The following is a 20064-nucleotide window of genomic DNA, read 5'->3' as shown; positions in this document are numbered from 1 at the left end:
CGCCACGGTCTCAGGCCACCTGAATGTTGAGTTCTGTCCGACAAACAAGTCGCCGGGCCGCATTGCCGGAATCCGAGCGCAGCGACTTCTTCCGCCGCCAGGTAGACGAGGCCGTCACCGTCGCACCGTTGGCGAACTTTGCCATCATGGCCGGCATCAGTTCGGTGCTCGTGTTTGTCATTCCTCCGGAGCAGCACCTGATTCGCTGGGTCGGCGCGGTGGCGATTCTTCTTGTCTTCCTGAACTCGACTTACACGTGGGTCTCGTTGCGCCAGAAACGAGCGCAACGATCTGTTCGCCGGGACTACATCGGTCTGATGTTCGAGGTTGTAGTTCTCGGAGTCCTCGACGTCGTTCTGTTCGCGCTGCTGTTTTCCGAGACGGCAACCGATGACGTGATCCTGATCGCGACAATGGCCGGTCTCATGGGCGCCGGAACCATCAATTTCTATACGCTTCGTTCAGCCAGTCTGACCTGGATATATATCCACGGTGTTGGGTTGTTCATCATCTTCCTGTCCCACACGAAGCCGTATCTCTCGGTCTTGATGCTTCAACTGGTGATCTACACGTTTGCACTCACAATCGGTGCGCTGTATCTGTCCGCGTCGTTCAAGCGGAGGTGGCTCGCCGAGATGCAAGCCGAATCGGAACGTCAGACAGTGGCCTTGTTGCTCGACGGATTCGAAGGTGGATCACGCGACTGGCTGTGGGAAGTCGACGCTGCGGGACGCTTCACCCACACGTCGCCCCGGTTCGCCGAGGTAACGGGGTTAGCGGTTGGCGAGCTACAGGACAGGACTTTCGATCAGATGCTCGACCAACTTGCCATCACCTCCAGCGCGGAGGGCCGGAAGGCAGTTGATCTGTTGGTCGACAAGTTCGAACGCCAGGTGCCCTTCGGCGATCTGGTGGTGTCAGTCCGCGTCGACGGCGTTTGCCGTTGGTGGTCGCTCTCCGCAAAGCCACGAATCCGCGAGGACGGTGAAATGCTCGGATGGCGCGGCGTCGGTTCCGACATCACCGAGTGGTACGTCCGCGAGCAGGATATTTTGCGGCAGGCGGAGACCGACGCCCTGACGGGACTGCCCAACCGGCGAGCATTCGGACAAGCGCTGGAGCAGGCAATCGCGGACCGTGACGAAGGCCAGGTGCACGTCGCGATCCTCGACCTCGACAACTTCAAATCCGTCAACGACACGCTGGGACATCCGGTGGGAGACGGGTTGCTGCTCGCGGTCACCGAGCGACTGTGCGCCGTAGCGGATTCGGATGTGTGCGCGCGCATGGGTGGTGACGAGTTCGGATTCATCGCCCGGATGCCCGCAGGCCAGAGCGAGCGAGGCGCATTCGAACGATATCTCGACGTCCTGCACGATCCGTTCTTCGTCGACGGCAACCGGATCGAGGTACGCGCGACCATCGGCTTCGCGACCAACCCGAATGACTCCGCCGACGTCGACGAATTGGTCATGCTCGCTGATCTTGCCCTGTACGAGGCCAAGTCGACAGGACGTAACCGGGTGGGCCGATTCTCCCCGGCGCTGCGGGCGCGGGCATCGGAGCGCGCCACCGCTCAACAGGAGCTCGCCCGTGGAATCGCGGCCGACCAATTCGAACTTCACTATCAGCCCCAGGTAGACGCGGTGACCGGTCAGGTGGTGGCGTTCGAGGCATTGATTCGGTGGAACCATCCTGTGCGAGGTCAGCTCGGACCACGCCAGTTCATCGGAGTGGCTGAAGAAACCGGGATGATCATTCCCCTCGGGGCGCGGGCCTTGGAGCTTGCCTGTACGGCTGCCGCGAATTGGCCAGACGGCATCGCGGTCACCGTCAACGTCTCATCCGTTCAGCTGGTGTCCACGGGCTTTCTTGCCACCGTTGTCGATGTATTGAGAACCACCGGACTCGAACCGCATTTGTTGCAGGTCGAAATTACCGAAACCGGGGTCGTCGACGATCGGGCTGTCGCAGATCTGCACCGATTGCGCGAGCTGGGGGTCACCGTAGCTCTGGATGATTTCGGTACCGGATACTCGTCTTTCGCGACTTTGCAGAGGCTGCCCATCGACGTCCTCAAGATCGACCGCGTGTTTATCGTCGACTGTGCCGACCAGCCGATGGCGGTGGTGCAATCGGTGGTCGAACTTGCCGGAACACTAGGGATGAAGTCGTTGGCTGAAGGCGTCGAAACGGCAGTGCAATTGCGACGTGTTCAAGCCGCGCGGTGCCAACTTGTTCAGGGCTTTTACATCAGCAAGCCCCTGGATGCGGCGAATTTGGAAGAATATTTTGCCGCAACGAAGACTGAATCAGGCAGCCATATTCATCCATTCGTCAGATTTCCGTAGCCCGCAAACTGTTTCCTCCGGCGGCTTTCGCTTGATACATCATCGAGTCCGCGACATTCGATGCCACAGATATTGCGGACGATCCACCGGTCCAGGCCTTCGACCCCGCCGGCATTATCACTGCCCCGACGCTCACGGTGGTCGGGACGAGATCGGAATGATCCGAAATTGCAGAAGTGATGCCGTCGATCAACGTGCCAATTTCTTCGTGACATCCTGAAATGACAGCCAGGTACTCTTCGCCGCCCACCCGCCCTACGACGCCCTGATCTCCTATATGCGTCTTCAAGCGGTTGGCAGTGCGAATAATTACTTGGTCGCCCTCGGAATGCCCGTGAAGATCGTTGACCATTTTGAATTTGTCGATGTCGACGACTATGAATGCCAGGCATTTTTCCTGTACCCGGGCCGAATCGAACAGATCGATGACCGCAGCGTCGAGGCCGCGGCGGTTGAACAGTCCGGTCAAAGGATCACGATCGGAATCGCGGGCATCGCGGTAGAGGGTTCGCCACGTCAAATGCGAGAAAATCGGCACGATGGTCACGGCTCCAAGTAGAACGGTGGCTCGGGCCGCGATGGTCGTGGGGTCGACGGTTCCTTGTTGATAGGCGAGCACGAGGATGAGGGTGGTGATCGACGTTGCAAAGATTACGTGCGTCATAAGCCATCTTGCACTGACGAACAGCGTTGCGAAGGTACCGCTTATCGCAAAGATGATGCACCCGAACAATGCCGAGTCGCGGTCGGGGACAAGAAGAATTGCCGACGCGATTCCGAGGTCGGCGAATATGCCGAATGCGAGCAGTCCGCGTCTACCGGGAAATGGCAGCGTGAACCAACAGGTCATGACGATAAGCGATCCGATGACCATGCAGACCGACAGGAATTTGCCGGCACTGGCTGTCGGTGCATCGGGTCCGATCAATTTGAAGAATGCGCCCGATCCGAGGATGGCAGTCATTACGCCAAGCAGGCCACGGAAGATCGGCGCGATAGCGCGACGTGATCGTTGGTTACTTATCCACTCGTAATCGTGTGGTTCGTCGAACCATTCCTTGAGCGTGCGCCACGAGGTGTTCCTCGAACGCACGCTTTCCGAACTGGACATGTGGTTCATTCTCGCATTCAAGTTCGGGAAGGCATGGCAATCAGTCCCTCAGTGCAGTTTCAGCTCAGATACTGGTGGTTCGGACGCCGTTTCCTCCGGCAGCCTTCGCCTGGTACATCATCGAATCGGCGACGTTCGACGCAACCGAGATTGCTGACGATCCACCCGTCCATGCTTTCGACTCGGTTGGCATGATCGCCACTCCGACGCTCACCGTTGTGCGTATCGGGTCCGGGTAATCGGAGAGTGCCGGAACAATGCCTTCGGTCAACGTAATGATCATCTCGGGTGGCCCCGCTATGACTGCGAGGTACTCTTCACCGCCGACTCGACCGACTACGGCCCGTTGACCGAGGTGAGCGCTGAGTCGGTTGGCTGTTCTCTGGATTACCCGATCGCCTGCGGGGTGCCCGTGTACATCGTTGACCAACTTGAACTTGTCGATGTCGACCACGATGAATGCAAGACACCACGCATCATCGCGGGCCTGATCGAACAGAACCGTAACCGCCGCGTCGAGTCCACGACGGTTGAATAGACCGGTCAGGGGGTCGTGGTCCGATTCGCGGGCATCTCGATACATCATGCGCCACGTCAGATGCGAGAAGATCGGGAGAAGGGTTACTGCGGCAAATAGGACCAATGCGCGGGCAAGGAGTGTGCCGTGGTCGACTGTTCCCGCACCGAAAGCAAGAACAAAAACGATGATGCTGACGCCGGTAGCCCAGGCTACGTGTCCCAGAAGCCATTTAGCGCTGACGAACAATGTCGCGTAAGTACCGCTCACGGCAAAGGCGATACACCCGAAAGTCGCTGAATCGCGATCAGTCACCATGAGAACCGCCCCAGCCAGACCGATGTCGGCAAAAATTGCAAAGGCGATAAGTCCATGCCGTCCGGGGAAGGGGCGAGTGAACCAAAGTCCCGCGATGACAAAACAACTGACGACCACGATCGCCCCCAGGTATTTCCCGAGTGTTGTCGGCGGCGCGTCGGGCCCGACGAGTTTAACGAGCGCGGTAAGACCGAAGATCATCGACATGATGCCGAGCAAGGCGCGACAGAGAGGCTGAATCGCGCGGCTGGAGCGCTGGCGTTTCATCCATTCGTAGTCGTGCTCCTCGTGGTACCACTCATTGAGCAAATTCCATGAGTTACCCCCTGTTGGAAGATGGACAGGGGTGCGCATGACACCTATTTTGGCATTGAATTCCAGCGAAGAAAAACTAACAATCACCAGGTTGATTTGTTCGGAGAGTCGCGGGGATCAAGTGCATGAATACTTCGGGGAACTGACTTTGTGCATGTTTTCGTGAGAACCGAAAATAGGTCGCAGCGATGAAGGTTTTACCGTTTCCCTGCCAGTAATCGACGCGACCGTGCCGCACTTGCACCGGCCAATGTCGCTGCACCGACGGTGATCATCGCGCCAAGCAGAATTGCTGCAGGCTCACCGTCGCCGAGCACGCCGAGCTGCGAGCCAACCGTTACCGCGGCAACGGGAACACCGAGCTGCGCAGCAGACAATATGCCGAGCGGAAGAGGTAAACCCATTACCCGAACCACGGCATGCACTACGAGCGTTGCCATGCCTAAAGACACACCGAGCCAGATGGACGACGGATTGCTGACGAGGTCCCGAAGATTGATGGAAGCGCCGAGCCACACGAAGAACAGCGGCGCAAAAAAGCCATCCGTGACGGCGAAGAGCTGTTTCGCCAGGCGCCGGGGCTCACCGATCGCCGCAAGGACCAAACCGAAAGCAAAGCCGGCGAGCATGACGGATACATGAGTACTGGTTGCCAGCGCCGCCAGAGAGAACAGGATCACCAGATTGATCCGCAGTTCGAGAGCGAACTTTCGCTTTTCCGAGAACTTGTGGAGCCGCCGCCACGCTCCGGAGCGGTGGAATGACCGGAGCCCGAAATAGAGCACGACCGCAGCGGCGATGACGGCGAATGCACCGAATCCCGCACGCACCGCGTTCCCGGGATCGATTACGAGCGGCACCGCCACGATGCATGCCGTGTCGGCGATGGCGATCTGTGCCGTCATCTGCAGAACTGACGTTCCGCCGAGCTCGAGTGAATCTACGATCGGAAGAATAAGTGCTGCAGACGAAGACGCGATGAGCACGGCGTACAGAGCGGCGTGACCGGTATCGAAAACCGATGCCACCGCGTACCCGGCGACAGCCGCCAGAACCCCGACCACCACTGCACGGACCGCGCCATTACCCATCGCCGACCGAACCGCAGGATCGCGAACGGGGACGTGCGAGCCTGCCACCAACATCGTCAACGCAAAACCGATATCGGCCATGAACGTGAAAGTGTGGTCAGTCGCATCGAGCAATCCGAATCCGGTGACCCCGAGGATGACACCCGCCGCCAACTCGCCTACGACTACCGGGATATGCCAGCCTTCGCGTGCCGCCAGCAGCGGCCCGAGTAGCCCGGCGAAAGCAACCAATGCGAGTACGTCGAATGTCACCAATGATCTCCTCGCCGTTTGGTGCCTGTGCCCAGGGGTAATCATCGCATTGGGGGATGACGGGGGGATTCGACCAGGAGGCGGTACCCATGAGAAGGATCGTCGCCGCAATCGCGGCGCTGTTCCTGTCGACATTTGCCTTGATCGGGTGTGGTGACACCAGCACCGATTCCCACGGCAATCACTCTGCCGAGATGGGAGTGACAGCTGCAAACGCACAGGCAGCGGAAATTGTGATCAACGGCTTCGAATACTCCACACCGGCCCCCGTGATGCCGGGTCAAACTGTCACGGTCCGCAACAACACTGATGACGAGCATTCCGTTACGTCTGATACACCAGGTTTGTTCGACGTCATTGTCAACGAGAACGAAGTCGCACGTCTGACCGCGCCCGAGGAACCAGGGTCCTACGCGTTCCACTGCACCTACTTCTCGGACATGCACGGGACCTTGACCGTGGAGGATTGAGAGGAAGTGATGAGCCCCCTTCCGAGCGAAAGGTATCTTGGTCGCCTTCAATGCGCCGAAAGGTACTTTCGCTCTGTTGGGAGGGATGAGTTTTGCCGTAAATAACCGGCCCGGAAACAGTTCCGGGTGTACGGTATGCGGGTGCGCCGGAGACTGGTAATCAGTATCGTCACGTTAGTGGTTTGCGCCCTCGGCTTCGCGCCGCCCGCGCTCGCAGACAGTACGTATTCGTCACAGCTACTGTACTTTTCGGTTCAGGTCGGCCCCGATCGGGCTACGCAGTGCACGGTTGTCGGCGAGCTGACCATCCCTGACGGCGTCAGTGCCGGAAATCGGGCACCGGCGATCCTGACCACCAATGGTTTTGGCGGATCGTACAAAGACCAGATACCGATGGTGCAATTTCTTGCCGAGAACGGGTACGTGGGTCTTACGTATTCAGGCCTCGGCTTCGGCGGAACCACCTGCAAGATCACCCTCGATGCTCCCGCATACGACGGCATCGCCGCGTCACAGTTGGTCAGCTTCCTTGGCGGCAGCGAAGGAATTGCTTTCACTGATCCTGGTCTGACGCAACCATTTCCGGCTCTAGACGTGGTGGTTCGAGACTCGGTGGACCACAACGGAGCGCCGTCGATCAACGATCCTCGCGTCGGTATGTCGGGCGGATCGTACGGTGGCGGTATTCAATTTGCCGCTGCCGGTGTCGATCCGCGCATCGACACGATCATCCCGATGATCACGTGGAACGATCTGTCGTATTCGTTGGCGCCCAACAGTACCGGCATCGTCACCGGCGTCTCGACGGTGGAACCCGGTGCGTCCAAGGTGCTGTTCGCGTCGTTGCTGTTCGGATTGGGAGTCACGAATCCTGGTGTCGACGGGTATGTCGCCGATCCCGCGCGGCTCGAGGGTTGCCCGAACTACGTGTCGTACATGTGCAATGCCATTGCGCAGGCGGTGGTTACAGGTGAAGTGGGTCCGAAGATAGTCGCGGACCTGCGGGCGTCGTCGGTCGCGTCCTACATTGATCAGATCAAGATCCCGGTGTTGCTCGCGCAGGGGCAGCAGGACACTCTGTTCGATTTGAACGAGGCGACGGCCACCTATGAAGCGCTGAAAAGCCATGGTGTGGATGTGAAGATGATCTGGCATTCGTGGGGGCACAGTCACTTGGCTGCTGCGCCAGGCGAATTCAGCTTCAGTGCTCCGGACGCCGAAACTCAGTACGAAACAGGCCGATTCCTCGACTGGTTCGACCACTATCTTCGGGACGAGAACACCGAAACCGGGCCGGAATTTGCTTACTTCCGTAATTGGATCGACTACGAGGGAAATGCAGCGCCGGCCTATGCGACGTCGAATACCGTGAATGTCGGCAGCAACCGCGACTTCCATCTCTCCGCGGATGGCGCACTGCTGCCAGGCGGTGTACCGCCGGTACCCGGAGCGAACACCATAATTACCGCTCCGGCGGGGCTTCCGACCGGCATCGAACCGCTCAATATCGCTCCGGCAGGCAATATTCCGAATGTGCAGATCCCCGGAACCGAGGCCTTGTGGACCTCGGCTCCGATGACCGACACAATGGACGTTGTCGGTTCGCCGACTGTCACGTTGCGGGTTGCGGCGCCCGGCCAACCGGTGGTGTTCGCCAAGGTGTACGACGTCGCGCCCGACGGAAGCTCGACGTTGATCAACGGTTTGATCGCGCCGATCAGGATCAGCGATCCGTCGCAACCGGTGCCGGTGACCATGCCCGCGATTGTCCATCGTTTCGAACCCGGTCATGCTGTGCGACTGGCGATCACAGGGGGAGACATCAGCTTCCGGGGCGGTCTGGCCGGGATGCCGGTGACGATCTTTGCCGACGCCTCAGGCCCGCTGCAGCTTCCGGTGGTGGGCTAGCCGGCCGTCACTTCAGATATTTGCCCAGCTGTCCGGCCCGAAGACCTCGTAGTGGATATTCTGCGCCGGAACATCGCGTGCTATCAACGATTCGCGCATGGACAGCATGAACGGTATCGGGCCGCAGAGGAATGCCTGTGTGTTCGGCTCGAGTTCGATCTCACGCAGATCGGCACGTCCTTCGTGAACAGCGCCGAGGGGTGCTAACGAACCGAGGTCTTCGTACCAGCGGTGCAGTGTTGCGGCCGGGATCTTGCCGACCAGTTCGCTGAGTTCAGCTCGGTGAGCGTGATCAGCGATGGAGCGATCCGCGTGAATTACCGACACCGAGCGCTGAGCGCCGGTATCTACGAGATGATTGAGCATGCCGATCATCGGCGTGCATCCGATTCCGGCAGACGCGAGCAGGAGCGGCGAATCGTCCTCCGGCATCATCAGATCGCCGAACGGCGTGGTTACCGACAGTTCGGAATCTTCGAAAGCGTTGTTGTAGAGGAAGTTCGATACTTCGCCGTCGGGCGTGCCCGAAATCCTCTTCACGCTGATGCGCCAGTCGGCACTACTCGGCACGGAACAGAGGCTGTATTGCCGGATTTGCCGAGCGCCGTCGGGGAGGACTACCCCGACTGAAAGATACTGTCCAGGAGCGAATGTGGGGAGAATGCTGCCGTCGAGTGACGTGAGTGTCAGTGACACGGTATCGGCAGACTGCAATACGCGTTCGGTGATTCGCACCGTCCGCCAGACGTCTCCGGGTTCGACGCCGGCGAGTTGATAGAGCCCACGTTCCATGGTGATCAACGTTTCCGCCATCAGCCAGTAGACCTCGTTCCACGCCTTCGCGACATCGGGAGTGACTGCGTCACCGAGTATTTCGACGATTGCGGCAAACAGGTGCTCGTGCACAATTGCGTACTGGTCCGGGGTGATTCCCAGCGACGCGTGCTTGTGAGCGATACGCGAAAGGATCAGATCGACCTTGGCGCTGTCGGGTTCGAGTTGGAGTGTCGCGAAGGCGGCGATCGCTCCGGCGAGGGCTTTCTGCTGTTCGCCTTGCTTTTGATTACCACGGTTGAACAAATCACGTTCGAGTTCGGGCTGGGCCTCGAACATCTTGCGGTAGAACAGCGTTGTGATATCTCCGATGGCGGCGCCGACCACAGGGAGGGTGGCGCGAATGACCTCGGTTGACGCACTGGAAAGCATGAGATGCTCCGTTCGGTCGAAATTCGGTTGTTCAGCCTGCTTCGTCGCTCCGAGTGGTGAGGCGAAGCAGAACATTTTTGGACGGTTGGCGCGTCACGTCTTCGATCGTGACTCCGTCGAGTGAGGCAAAAAATGCCTCTTGCGCGTCGTGGAGTGCACTCCGCAGGAGGCATCCGCCGCGCAGAGGGCACGGTTTATCCCCTTCGCAGTCCACAACCTCTCCAGGCCCTTCGAGGCGTCTGGCGAGCCAGCCGATGGTGGCGGTCCGACCCAGCTCGGTGATGGAGAGCCCGCCGCCGCGCCCGCGTTTGGTGTTGACTATGCCCAGTTCACCGAGTCGTGTGACCACTTTGGTTGCGTGGGCGTACGACACGTTGAGCTGCTCGGCAATTACCCGCGTACTGGGGGAGGCGTCGGCGTCGAGTACGGCAAGCCGCATGACGACGCGCAATCCCAGGTCGGTGAACTGCGTCAGTTGCATGACCTGAATCTACATAATTCGCATCTGAGATGACTATTTATGTGAGGGGGATCTCGAGCTCAAAGGCGGGTGGCCGAACCGCCCGGGGCGACGTGAAGAAAACGGGGCGGTTGCCAGGTTCGCGCTGTAAAGGCCTCGCAGATGGATGCGGTGACAGCGGCGGACTTCCCCGCCGGCATCAGTGCGATGGCTGATCCGCCGAATCCGCCGCCGGTCATCCGGGCAGCCACAGCGCCGCCGAGTCGGGCAGCGGTGACCGCGACGTCGAGTTCATTGCACGAGACTTCGAAGTCATCGCGCAGCGAAGCGTGGGAGCTGTTCAGCAGTGAACCGATGTCGCCGAATCTTCTGATGCGCAGAAGTTCTGCGGCCGACAACGTTCGGTTGATTTCTGTAACCACATGCCGTGCCCGCGCCCGGAGTATCGGATCGCTCAGGGATTCAGCCTGCTCCGCGGTGGCTTCTCGTAGACTGGTGATGCCGAGAACCGCTGCTGCATCTGTGCATTGGGTGCGGCGCAGCCCGTACTGTCCGTCCGCAAGTGAGTGTTTCACGCGCGTGTCGATGACCAAGAGTTCGAATCCGGCGTCGCGGAGGTCGAAGGGAATGTGTTCGATAGATCCGTCCTGGCAGTCGAGTAACAGGGCGGTCGACGGCTTGGCGAACATCGCGATGGTTTGATCCATGCCGCCGGTCGGTGCGCCGACGCCGTCGTTCTCCGCTCGAATACACACCTGCACCAGCTGATCCCTGGTAAGGCTTGCGCCCTGAAGATCATTGACCGCCAGTGCAACTGAACAGGTCAGGGCCGCTGAACTGGACAGACCTGCCCCTACCGGAACCGACGAGTCGATGACCAGATCGAGGCCGGCAACGGTCATGCCTTCGCGGGCGAGTGACCACAGGACTGCTGTGGGATAAGCCGCCCAGCCTGCTCCGATCTCGCCGACGGCTCCCACATATGTCTCGTCGGACTGCCTGCTGTGTATGCGAACTGTCTGGTCGTCGCGCAGGGCAACTGCTACCAGCGTCCGCTGCTCGAGAGCGACGGGCAGACATAACCCGCTGTTGTAATCGGTGTGCTCGCCGATCAGATTGACGCGGCCCGGCGCCGACCACACGCCGGTTGCCTGATATCCGTACGCGTTGTGGAACTGATGGAGTACAGAATCTTTCGATACGGAACTCATCAGGCGAGCTCACGTAGGCGGGTCGCAACTGCCTCCGGCACCGTGTCGCTGATCCAGGCGCCCATCGCCGATTCGGACCCGGCGAGATACTTGAGCTTGCCGGGTGCACGCAGGATCGAGAACAACTGCAGGTGCAACCGCCCGAGGTGCCGGTCGATGCGGATCGGGGCCTGATGCCACGCCGCTATGTACGGCGCGCGGTCGATTCCCGGGTAGAAGCTGTCGATACGCTGGAGTAGGTCTTGATAGACCTGCGCAAGCTCTTCGCGCTCTTCGGTATTCAGTGACGGGAGGTCGGGAACATCGCGGTGCGGTGCCAGATGAATCTCGATGGGCCAGCGCGCGGCGGCCGGGACGTAGGCACTCCAATGCTTCCCGGAGTACACCACCCGGGCGCCGTCTTGTCGTTCGAAGGCCAGGACGTCCGCGAGGAGTGAGCGTCCGGTGCTCTGAAAGTGCTTGTCCGCCTGAACCAGCATTGCCTGGGTTCGCGGTGTGACGTAGGGGTAGGCGTAGATCTGTCCGTGGGGATGACTGAGAGTCACACCGATCTCTTCTCCGCGGTTCTCGAAGCAGAACACCTGCTCCACCGACGGATCCGCCGACAACTCCTCCGTTCGCGAGATCCACGCGCCGACGATAGTGCGCAGGCGTTCGGCAGGTAGTTCGCCCACCGACGCGGTGTGATCGCTCGAGAAGCACATCACCTCGCAATGGCCGACCGCGCGCCGATCATCGGGCCCGAAGCGGTTGGCGGACAATAATTCGTCTTGCGCGGGCACAAAACTGGGAAACCGGTTCTCGAACACTGCGACGTCGTAGTTCGCCTCGGGTATCTCGGTGGGCGCGCCGGCTAGAGTGGTGGGGCAGAGCGGGCATTCGGCTGTGGTGGGCAGGTGCGTTCGCGTCATACGATGCGACGCCATCGTGATCCACTGGCCGGTCAGTACGTCGTAGCGCATCTGCGACTCGATTGTGGCGGACGGTAGTTCGCGTAGATCGCGGGCGGTCCGCGTGTGGGTGGCGCCCGCGTCGTCGAAGTAGAAGATGTGTCGACCGTCGGCCAGCGTACGACGCGTCGGACCGGGCGCTGGCGTCATGCGTCAACTTCCCATTCCAGAACACCCTTGCTCACAACGGGTTTCCACACTCCGATGGTGTCGCCCGTCTCGAGTGCGGTGGCGTGGGCCGCCAGCATGACCGAGACAGACGCCCAGATCGGTCCGCCGTTGTCGGTCCCGTCCGAGGCGTATTCGGTGACGCAATGGTGCAGGGCACCGCCCCGTGTGTCCACGAAAAAGTGGTACTCGTCCAGTCCGGCGAAGGGAATGAACGTCGGAATGAACATGTTTGCAGCAGTACCTGCATCGTCCCGATCGCGTCGATCCATTTCGTCTGCGGGATAGAGGTCGGGATTCTCGTAGATCGTCTCGTCCCACGTTTCGAGCAGCGTGAGACGAACCTCCGTCGCGACGTCGATGGGGTACAAGAACTTGTCGGGAAGAACGCTTCCGAGAAAGAGTCCGGTCCTGTCGTCGTGAGTCAGGCTGCCGTTCTGGACTCGATAGAGGTCACGCAGATCCTGGGGCCAGGAAACACCGGTCGACGCCTCGAACTCGTCGATGATGTTGTCGCTGAGTCCTGGTTGAAACGCGGCAGCCGTCACCGGTGCGTGTGTGCGGCACCAAGTGGTGATTCGACCCCATTCGTCTGCAACGCTCATGGGCTTTACGATACGTCCGCGTCAGGACCCGTGAATCAGGTACTGCAGCGTGCTCACCAGTGCCCGGTCCGAATCCTCGGACTTGCGGCCCGCGATTCCCGAGCGGAGAACCGCAGAACCTTCGAGCAGGCTGACAATCGTCTGCGCCGTTGCTGTTCGCCCCGCCGCATCAAGATCTGGTTGTGTGCACACGACAACCCGCTCCACGTGCGCGATGTACTGCGCGTAGAAATCTCGGACCACAACGGAGACTTCTTCGTCGGCGGCGGATAACGCCCACACCTCGACGTACAGCCGAACAGTGGCAGGATCGTCCTGTTCGCCGAGCAGGATTCTGACGAACTGCTCGGATTCCTCGCGGGACACGGTCTGCTGTGTGTCCGTCACGGCGGCCAGCCGGTCGAGCGAACGGGTCAACGCGCGCGCCATGACGGCGCGGATCAGGTCGGCACGGGTGGGGTAGTAGTGCTGCAGGTGCCCCACCCGCACACCGGCCGCGGCGGCAAAATCTCGCATGGCCGCGTTTGCGTTGCCCTGCGTCGTCAGTACCTGTTCTGCAGCGTCGAGTAGTGCTGCCGCGCGAATGGCGCCCTTGGTCGGGGTCATGTCCGCAATACTGCCACGCCGAGATTCTCCAGCTCGGAGATAGCGTGGCCCGGATTCGGAACTGATTCGGGGAAAGCAACTCCGGGACGTGCGTCGTCGCTCAGGACGTGCCGCACTGCGAGTGCACCGCCTACTGCTGTGAGATGCGCCTGGCCTTGCGGATCGACAATTGTTGCGCTTGTAGCACCGTTGGCACCGGTGACGTCGACTCGTACCTGAGCGCTACCGCCTGTGCCGGGTGAGTACAGCAAGCCGCGTCGTAGCGAGGTGAAGCGTTCTCCGCGTCCCCACCGAAACAGACCGACCTTCTTGGCGGCAAGCAGTGCTGTCGTGGAAGCATTCGAGCTGAAACCGATTCGAGTGCTTGCAGTGTCGACGTTCAGGGTCATGGGAAACGTGAATTGCTCGGGAGTGTCGATCCTTCCGACTTTGGTGCGCGATCCCGGGAAATCCACCCAGCGGGTATCCGTCAATGGGCTGACGGTGATCGGATTTCCGTTCTGCATAACCTCGAAGTCCTGACCGAGACGGTCCATGAACTCGACGGAGTCGAGGCCGGCAATGTCGTTGACGTCGTAGCGAATCGAGACGTCGATCAGCTCGGCGCCGCCGAGCTCTTCCGCGAGCGCGGCGGCAACGATGTTGGTGACACCGCCCATCCAGCCGGACGACAGGTAAACCGGTGCGGTGGGCGACATCTGGCTTGCCAACGTGGCTGCGCGGGCTACCCTCGTAGTCCAGCGGGTGATGTCCACGTACGGTATTCCCGCTTGGACCGCGGCAGTCAACACACGATCGTGTGGATCGTTGACGGTCGACACGACCGCACGTGCCGAGGCGTCGAAAGGCGTCGGATCGGTGAGGTCCCAGCGGCGGACCGAAGCTCCGTGCCGACGGGCCAACTCGGCGCCCTTCTCGGGGGTACGTCCGGTCAGGAGTAGCAAAAAGTCAGGTGCAAGCAGGGCGGTCAGCGCGCTGCCGACGGTTCCGTATCCACCAGCTACGAGGATGGCGCCGTCTGGGTCGTGGCGCAGTGTGTCGGTCATGCATCCAACTCTAGGTCAAATGACCTAAAACGTCGAACGGTCCCGGTGTCAGTCCCGATGAGCCACGATGTTGACCACGTTGCCGTCCGGGGCCCGGACCAGGAACCGGCGCACACCCCACACTTCGGTTGTCAGTGGGTGCACGATCTCGTATCCGAGTGTCCGGGCTTCGTCGTACGCGCCGTCGACGTCGTCGGTGTGGACGGAGATGACCGAGTCCTCGGGGGAGGTCGCATCATGCGTGACGAGTTGTACATGCGCATCGGAGTCGGGAGACGCGAAGCGTGCCACCCAACCCATGTTGAACTCCTCGGTGCTCAGGCCGAGGAAGTCGGCGTAGAAACTCTTAGCCGTCTCTACATCGGGAACTTTGAGGTTGGTCGTGATTCGTTGTGAGCGCATGCGGTCTCCCAGTCGTCGACAATAGGTAACTTCGATAATTGCCTGCGCGCCGGGACATGTCGAGAGGTGTTGTGGCGATTGACTGCACGAAATTCGGGCAAGTGGGGGACAATCACCGTCAGGCGACAAGTCGAGGAGATGCAAATGTCCGAGGCCAAATCCGAGCACACCGATGTTGTAGTTGAACCCGAACCGTCGATGATGAAGCGGTACTACCCCGCTGCGGTGCCCGTGATCCTCGGTTTGATCATCTTCTTCCTGCCTGTGCCGGATGGTGTCGATCCCAAAGGTATGCAGATGCTCGGCATCTTCGTCGGCACGATCGTCGCGTTGATCCTGCAACCGCTGCCCACCGGATCAGTTGCCCTCGTCGGCTTGTCGATTGCGATGATCACACAGACGGAGACGCCTTCGGAGGCGCTGGCCGGCTTCAGTAACACCACGATCTGGCTGATTGTGGCCTCGTTCTTCATTGCCGAAGGTTTTCTGGTCACCGGTCTGGGTAAACGGATCGCGTTGATGTTCGTCACGAAACTCGGAAAGTCAAGTCTTGGACTGTCTTACGGGATGGCGCTGACCGATCTGATTCTTGCACCGGCAACACCGTCGAATACCGCGAGAGCGGGCGGCGTGGTGTATCCGATCATCGTCTCGCTGAGCAAACTCGAGGATTCCAATCCGGAACCGGAGGAATCCCGAAAGAAGCTCGGCGCGTATCTGCTGCTCACCTCACTTCAGGTCAACGTGGTCACCTCGGCCATGTTCATCACCGCCATGGCCGGTAATCCGGTAGCCGTCGACGCGGCCGCCAAGCTAGGTATCGAGATATCTTGGGGTAAATGGGCATTGGCGGCTTCGGTGCCGGGAATTGCCAGCTTGATCGCGATCCCGTGGGTGATGTCCAAGATCTTCCCGCCGACCATGCTGAAAACCCCCCAAAGCTCCGGAGCAGGCCAGGGACGAGCTACGCAAGGCCGGTCCCGTGAGCCGCGACGAGAAGATCATGGCCGCAACGTTCATTCTGCTGCTTGTGCTCTGGTGCCTGGGTACACAACTCAACGTCAACGCCACCACCACGGCGTTTGTCGGCATCGCGATCCTCCTGGTCACGAAGGTGCTCAGCTGGAACAACCTGGTGACGGATAAAGGCGCATGGCAGACGCTGGTCTTCTTCGCTGTATTGGTGGGTATGGCAGGTCATCTCGAAGAGTTGGGCGTGATCGCGTGGATCGGCGGGCAGGTCTCGTCCAGTGTCGACGGGCTGCCGTGGATCTGGGCATTCGCGATTCTCACACTGGTCTACTTCTACGCGCACTACCTGTTTGCTTCCAACACGGCACAGATCGTCGCGATGTACGCCGTGTTCCTCGGCGCAGCGGTTGCCACGGGCGCTCCACCACTGTTCTCGGCCTTGGTGTTCGGATTCATCGGCAGCCTGTTCGGCGGTATCTCGCACTACGCGTCCGGACCCGCCGGAGTTGTCTACGGCTCCGGGTACATCAAGACCTCCGAGTGGTTCCGAATCGGGTTTGTCATGAGCGTTGTGCTCATCCTCATCTGGACGATCATCGGTGGCGCGTGGATGAAAGTGATCGGTGCCTGGTGATCAGTTGTCCTTGCGGCGCAAGCTGAACCGCATGGATTCCTTGTTGACGGCGGCGATTGCCGTCAACGGGATCTCGGCTGGACACACCTTTGCGCATTCGCCGTAGGTCGAGCACGGCCCGAAGTCGGCTTCCATCTGATCGGACATCGCGCGGGCGCGCTTGCCTCTTTCGTTGCGACCCTGCGTTACCAGCGACAGATGGGTGAGTTTGGAACCCGTGAACAGATGGGCCGCTCCGTTGGGGCACGCGGCAACACAGGCGCCGCATCCGATGCAGGCCGCAAAGTCCAGCGCGGCTTCGGCACTCTGATGGGAGAGCGGTTGACTGTCGGCGTCAGGTGCCGTGCCGGCGTTGACGGAAACATAGCCACCGGCCTCGAGAACGCGATCCATAGCCGACCGGTCGACCACCAGATCCCGTACCACCGGAAACGCCGCAGAACGGAACGGCTCCAAAACAATTCGATCACCGTCCGAGAAACTACGAAGATGCTGGCGGCACGTCGGCGTGTTGGCCACCGGCCCGTGCGGGGTGTTGTTGACGGTGATACCGCACGAACCGCAAATACCTTCGCGGCAATCGGAATCGAACGCGATGGGGCTCTTGCCCTCTTCGACGAGTTGATCATTGAGTCGATCGAGAAGTTCGAGCAGCGACATCTCGACGCTCGCGTCGTCAACCTGATAAGTATCGAAGGCGCCGGAAGATTCAGGTCCATTCTGGCGCCACACGTCCACAGTGATTTTCATGCGTAGTTCCTCGTTTGCAGCGGAACAGCGGTGAAGGACAACGGTTCGTCGTGACGGATGTGCCGACCGTCCTTGGCGGTTTCCCAGGCCGAGACAAAGCACCAGCGATCGTCGTCGCGTAGTGCTTCACCATCCGACGTCTGGTGCTCGGCACGAAAATGTGCTCCGCATGATTCGTCCCGGTCGAGCGCGTCGACGCACATCAGTTCGGCGAGTTCGAGAAAATCAGAAACCCGCCCAGCCCGTTCGAGTTCCTGGTTGAACTGGTTTCCGGTTCCCACAACCCGCAGGTCCGACCAGAATTCGCCGCGCAGTTCCCGGATCTCCGTAATGGCCTTTGTCAACCCTTCTGCCGAACGGGTGACTCCGCAACCCGCATACAGGATCTCGCCGAGTCGGCGATGGAATCTGTCGGGGCCGTGCTTGCCACCTACAGACAACAGGAGTTCGACTCGTCCTCGTACGTCGTTGAGCGTCGACACCACCGCCTCGTCGTCGAGGCTGAGTTCGGGAGTACCGAGCAGGGGTGCAAGGTAGTTCGGAATTGCATAGGGAAGGGTGAACCACCCGTCGACGCAGGCGGAGAGCAGGGAATTGGCGCCGAGCCTGTTTGCTCCGTGGTACCCCCAGCCGGCTTCGCCACCGACAAACAGGCCTGGGATCGACGTCATCTGGTCGTAGTCGTTCCAGAGGCCACCCATGGTGAAATGCGCGCCCGGTGCAATACGCATCGGCACTGTATAGGGATCCTCACTGGTGGCATCGCGATACATCGAGAAGAGGTTTCCGTACCGCTCTTCGATGGTCTTTCGACCCAATCGCGCGAGCGCATCTCGAAAATCCAGGTACACACTGTTTTTCAGTGGGCCGACGCCATGACCGGTATCGATCTGCTCGCGGGCGGCACGCGAGGAAACATCGCGGGGTGAGAGATTGCCGAAGGCGGGGTACTTGCGTTCGAGGTAGTAGTCGCGCTCGCTATCGGGGATGTCTCCGGGTTCGCGACTGTCTCCCGGTTGTGCTGGTACCCAGATGCGGCCGTCGTTGCGGAGCGACTCGCTCATCAGGATGGTCTTGGACTGCCACTCGGAATTGACGGGAAGTGCGGTGGGATGGAACTGAATGAAGGACGGAGACGCCATCAATGCGCCGCGCCGGTGCGCTCGCCACGCGGCAGTGGCGTTGGAGTTCTTGGCAAGAGTCGATTTGTGGAAGACCGTGCCGTAGCCGCCCGACGCCAGGACAACCGCATGTCCTGTGGTGGACCTGATTTCGCCGGTCACGAGGTCGCGCGTCACAATGCCCTGGGCGCGTCCGTCTGCGACGATGAGATCGAGCATCTCGGTGCGGGTATGGAGGTTCACGGTGCCGGCAGCGATTTGTCGTTGCAGTGCCTGCGACGACGCTATCTGCAACTGCTGGCCCGTCTGCCCACGCGTGTAGTACGTGCGCGAAACCTGGACGCCACCAAACGATCGGGTGGCCAACGTGCCGCCGTATTCGCGTGCAAACGGAGCGCCGATGGCATTCATATGGTCGATCACCCGCACGGATTCCTCGGCTAGCCGGAAGCAGTCCGCCTCGCGTCCACGGAAGTCGCCGCCCTTCACGGTGTCCTTGACAAATCGATCGAGGCTGTCGTTGTCGACCTTGCGGGCGCGGGCTGCGTTGATGCCGCCTTGAGCGGCGACGCTATGTGCGCGTCTCGGTGCATCGTGGAACGTGAACGACTCTACGTGATAACCCAATTCGCCGAGCGATGCGGCACAGGCCGCGCCGGCGAGTCCGGTACCGACAACGATGACCGTGAACTTGCGGCGATTGAGTGGGCTGACGAGTTTGTAGTCGAGTTTGCGGTTCGGCCAGGCTCTCGACGGATCTCCCGGCGGTACATTACCGTCAATCGGGGTACCGATGGTTCGCAGGTCGTCGGCGTCGAAGCTGCTCATCTGATCACGCTCCTGTTTTCGAGACGAGTCCGGTGAGAACGGCGATGGGGATCGACATGTTTCCCACCATGACAACCAGTGCGATGATGCCGGCGAGCGCGACCGCAACTTGGCGGAACCGCTGACCGGTCACACCGAGATCATTGACGGCACTCCATAATCCGTGGGCCAGATGCATAGCGAGCAGGGCCATCGCGAGGATGTAGAAGGCAGCGACAGCGGGGCGTTCGAAGCTGGCAACGAGATTGTCGTAGGCGTAACTCTGCGATCGGGTGGCCGCTTCGTATTCGGTGCTGCCGATCGGGCGGGTGCCGGTTGTGAGGTCGAGGATGTGAAAGACGATGAACAGCAGGAGAACTGCTCCGGTCACCGGCATGGTCCGGGCGGTGAACGACGAAAGTCCTAACCCCTTGCGGCGGAACGGTCCTCGGGCTCTGCGCGCGCGAAGGGTGAGAAGCCACGCGCACCACACATGGGCGATCAGCGAGACCAGTAGAACGATGCGGAGAATCCAGAGCAATCCTTCGTAGGGAAGGAACGGTTCGAAGACGGTTCGTAGCCAGTGTGCATAGTCGTCGAAGTGTTCGGCGCCGGTGTACACCTTCAGATTGCCGATCATGTGGACGACCACGAATGCCGCAAAGATCAGCCCCGTCACTGCCATCAGAATCTTGCACGTGACGTTCGACGGGCGTAGGCGTGACCGTGTTGAATCGGCACCGGCGTGCGGTACGCGGGTCGGAACACTCACTCGTAAAACCTCCCAAGCCAG

Annotated in this window: 17 protein-coding genes and 1 pseudogene; 4 read left to right on the top strand and 14 right to left on the bottom strand. The window is 60.4% G+C overall.

What is annotated here, in order from left to right; all coding sequences use genetic code 11:
• Nucleotides 1–23: 23 nt before the first annotated feature.
• Nucleotides 24–2351, top strand: coding sequence for a bifunctional diguanylate cyclase/phosphodiesterase (locus C7T36_RS11640; protein ID WP_045065512.1), 2328 nt, complete (start codon nucleotides 24–26; stop codon nucleotides 2349–2351).
• Here the strand turns inward: C7T36_RS11640 and C7T36_RS11635 are convergent.
• The 3 genes from C7T36_RS11635 to C7T36_RS11625 form a co-directional block, all read right to left on the bottom strand.
• Nucleotides 2338–3462: a GGDEF domain-containing protein gene (locus C7T36_RS11635; RefSeq protein WP_045065510.1), complete on the bottom strand. Its 1125-nt coding sequence runs from the start codon at nucleotides 3460–3462 to the stop codon at nucleotides 2338–2340. The genes C7T36_RS11640 and C7T36_RS11635 overlap by 14 nt on opposite strands.
• Nucleotides 3463–3526: 64 nt before the next feature.
• Nucleotides 3527–4564: a GGDEF domain-containing protein gene (locus tag C7T36_RS11630; protein WP_239654641.1), complete on the bottom strand. Its 1038-nt coding sequence runs from the start codon at nucleotides 4562–4564 to the stop codon at nucleotides 3527–3529.
• A 245-nt stretch (nucleotides 4565–4809) separates the two neighbouring features.
• A complete protein-coding gene (locus C7T36_RS11625) occupies nucleotides 4810–5955 on the bottom strand; it encodes a cation:proton antiporter (RefSeq protein ID WP_045065508.1) in 1146 nt (381 codons plus the stop codon).
• Nucleotides 5956–6044: 89 nt separating this feature from the next.
• Here C7T36_RS11625 and C7T36_RS11620 point away from each other — a divergent pair, with 89 nt between their 5' ends.
• Both C7T36_RS11620 and C7T36_RS11615 read left to right on the top strand, forming a co-directional pair.
• Nucleotides 6045–6425 carry a cupredoxin domain-containing protein gene (locus tag C7T36_RS11620; RefSeq protein WP_033233666.1) on the top strand — a complete coding sequence of 127 codons (381 nt, stop codon included), beginning with the start codon at nucleotides 6045–6047 and terminating at the stop codon, nucleotides 6423–6425.
• A 126-nt stretch (nucleotides 6426–6551) separates the two neighbouring features.
• A complete protein-coding gene (locus C7T36_RS11615; protein WP_045065506.1) occupies nucleotides 6552–8333 on the top strand; it encodes a CocE/NonD family hydrolase in 1782 nt (593 codons plus the stop codon).
• A 12-nt stretch (nucleotides 8334–8345) separates the two neighbouring features.
• Here C7T36_RS11615 and C7T36_RS11610 read toward each other — a convergent pair whose 3' ends face one another.
• The 8 genes from C7T36_RS11610 to C7T36_RS11575 are packed head-to-tail and all read right to left on the bottom strand — an operon-like array spanning nucleotide 8346 to nucleotide 14987.
• The gene (locus C7T36_RS11610) at nucleotides 8346–9539 is read right to left on the bottom strand and encodes a globin domain-containing protein (RefSeq protein ID WP_045066758.1); all 1194 of its coding nucleotides are present in this window, start codon (nucleotides 9537–9539) and stop codon (nucleotides 8346–8348) included.
• Between the two features lie 31 nt (nucleotides 9540–9570).
• On the bottom strand, nucleotides 9571–10020 hold the full coding sequence (locus tag C7T36_RS11605) for an Rrf2 family transcriptional regulator (RefSeq protein ID WP_033233664.1): 450 nt from the start codon (nucleotides 10018–10020) through the stop codon (nucleotides 9571–9573).
• A 59-nt stretch (nucleotides 10021–10079) separates the two neighbouring features.
• Nucleotides 10080–11210: a galactokinase gene (gene galK, locus C7T36_RS11600; protein WP_045065504.1), complete on the bottom strand. Its 1131-nt coding sequence runs from the start codon at nucleotides 11208–11210 to the stop codon at nucleotides 10080–10082.
• Nucleotides 11210–12310, bottom strand: a complete 1101-nt coding sequence (galT, locus tag C7T36_RS11595; protein WP_045065501.1) for a galactose-1-phosphate uridylyltransferase — start codon at nucleotides 12308–12310, stop codon at nucleotides 11210–11212. The genes galK and galT overlap by 1 nt, the downstream gene beginning before the upstream one ends.
• The gene (locus C7T36_RS11590) at nucleotides 12307–12933 is read right to left on the bottom strand and encodes an SMI1/KNR4 family protein (RefSeq protein WP_045065499.1); all 627 of its coding nucleotides are present in this window, start codon (nucleotides 12931–12933) and stop codon (nucleotides 12307–12309) included. The genes galT and C7T36_RS11590 overlap by 4 nt, the downstream gene beginning before the upstream one ends.
• Before the next feature lie 21 nt (nucleotides 12934–12954).
• Nucleotides 12955–13539, bottom strand: coding sequence for a TetR/AcrR family transcriptional regulator (locus C7T36_RS11585; protein WP_033233660.1), 585 nt, complete (start codon nucleotides 13537–13539; stop codon nucleotides 12955–12957).
• Nucleotides 13536–14585, bottom strand: a complete 1050-nt coding sequence (locus C7T36_RS11580; protein WP_033233659.1) for a saccharopine dehydrogenase family protein — start codon at nucleotides 14583–14585, stop codon at nucleotides 13536–13538. Before C7T36_RS11580 ends, C7T36_RS11585 begins: the two co-directional genes overlap by 4 nt.
• Nucleotides 14586–14633: 48 nt before the next feature.
• Nucleotides 14634–14987, bottom strand: a complete 354-nt coding sequence (locus tag C7T36_RS11575) for a VOC family protein (protein ID WP_045065497.1) — start codon at nucleotides 14985–14987, stop codon at nucleotides 14634–14636.
• Between the two features lie 201 nt (nucleotides 14988–15188).
• On the opposite strand from C7T36_RS11575, the pseudogene C7T36_RS11570 reads away from it, so the two are divergent.
• Nucleotides 15189–16593: pseudogene (locus tag C7T36_RS11570) on the top strand (anion permease).
• Here C7T36_RS11570 and C7T36_RS11565 read toward each other — a convergent pair.
• Genes C7T36_RS11565 through C7T36_RS11555 form a run of 3 tightly spaced genes read right to left on the bottom strand, consistent with a single transcriptional unit; the run spans nucleotide 16594 to nucleotide 20043 of the window.
• Complete coding sequence (locus tag C7T36_RS11565) at nucleotides 16594–17343, bottom strand: succinate dehydrogenase/fumarate reductase iron-sulfur subunit (RefSeq protein ID WP_045065495.1); 750 nt, start codon at nucleotides 17341–17343, stop codon at nucleotides 16594–16596.
• The gene (locus C7T36_RS11560; RefSeq protein ID WP_033233656.1) at nucleotides 17340–19292 is read right to left on the bottom strand and encodes a fumarate reductase/succinate dehydrogenase flavoprotein subunit; all 1953 of its coding nucleotides are present in this window, start codon (nucleotides 19290–19292) and stop codon (nucleotides 17340–17342) included. The genes C7T36_RS11565 and C7T36_RS11560 overlap by 4 nt, the downstream gene beginning before the upstream one ends.
• 4 nt (nucleotides 19293–19296) lie before the next feature.
• The gene (locus C7T36_RS11555) at nucleotides 19297–20043 is read right to left on the bottom strand and encodes a succinate dehydrogenase cytochrome b subunit (RefSeq protein ID WP_045065493.1); all 747 of its coding nucleotides are present in this window, start codon (nucleotides 20041–20043) and stop codon (nucleotides 19297–19299) included.
• Nucleotides 20044–20064: the final 21 nt, after the last annotated feature.

The organism is Rhodococcus sp. AD45-ID (assembly GCF_003023755.1).
GTDB classification, from domain to species: Bacteria; Actinomycetota; Actinomycetes; order Mycobacteriales; family Mycobacteriaceae; genus Rhodococcus_F; species Rhodococcus_F globerula.
This window is presented reverse-complemented; position numbering and strand designations above follow the sequence as displayed.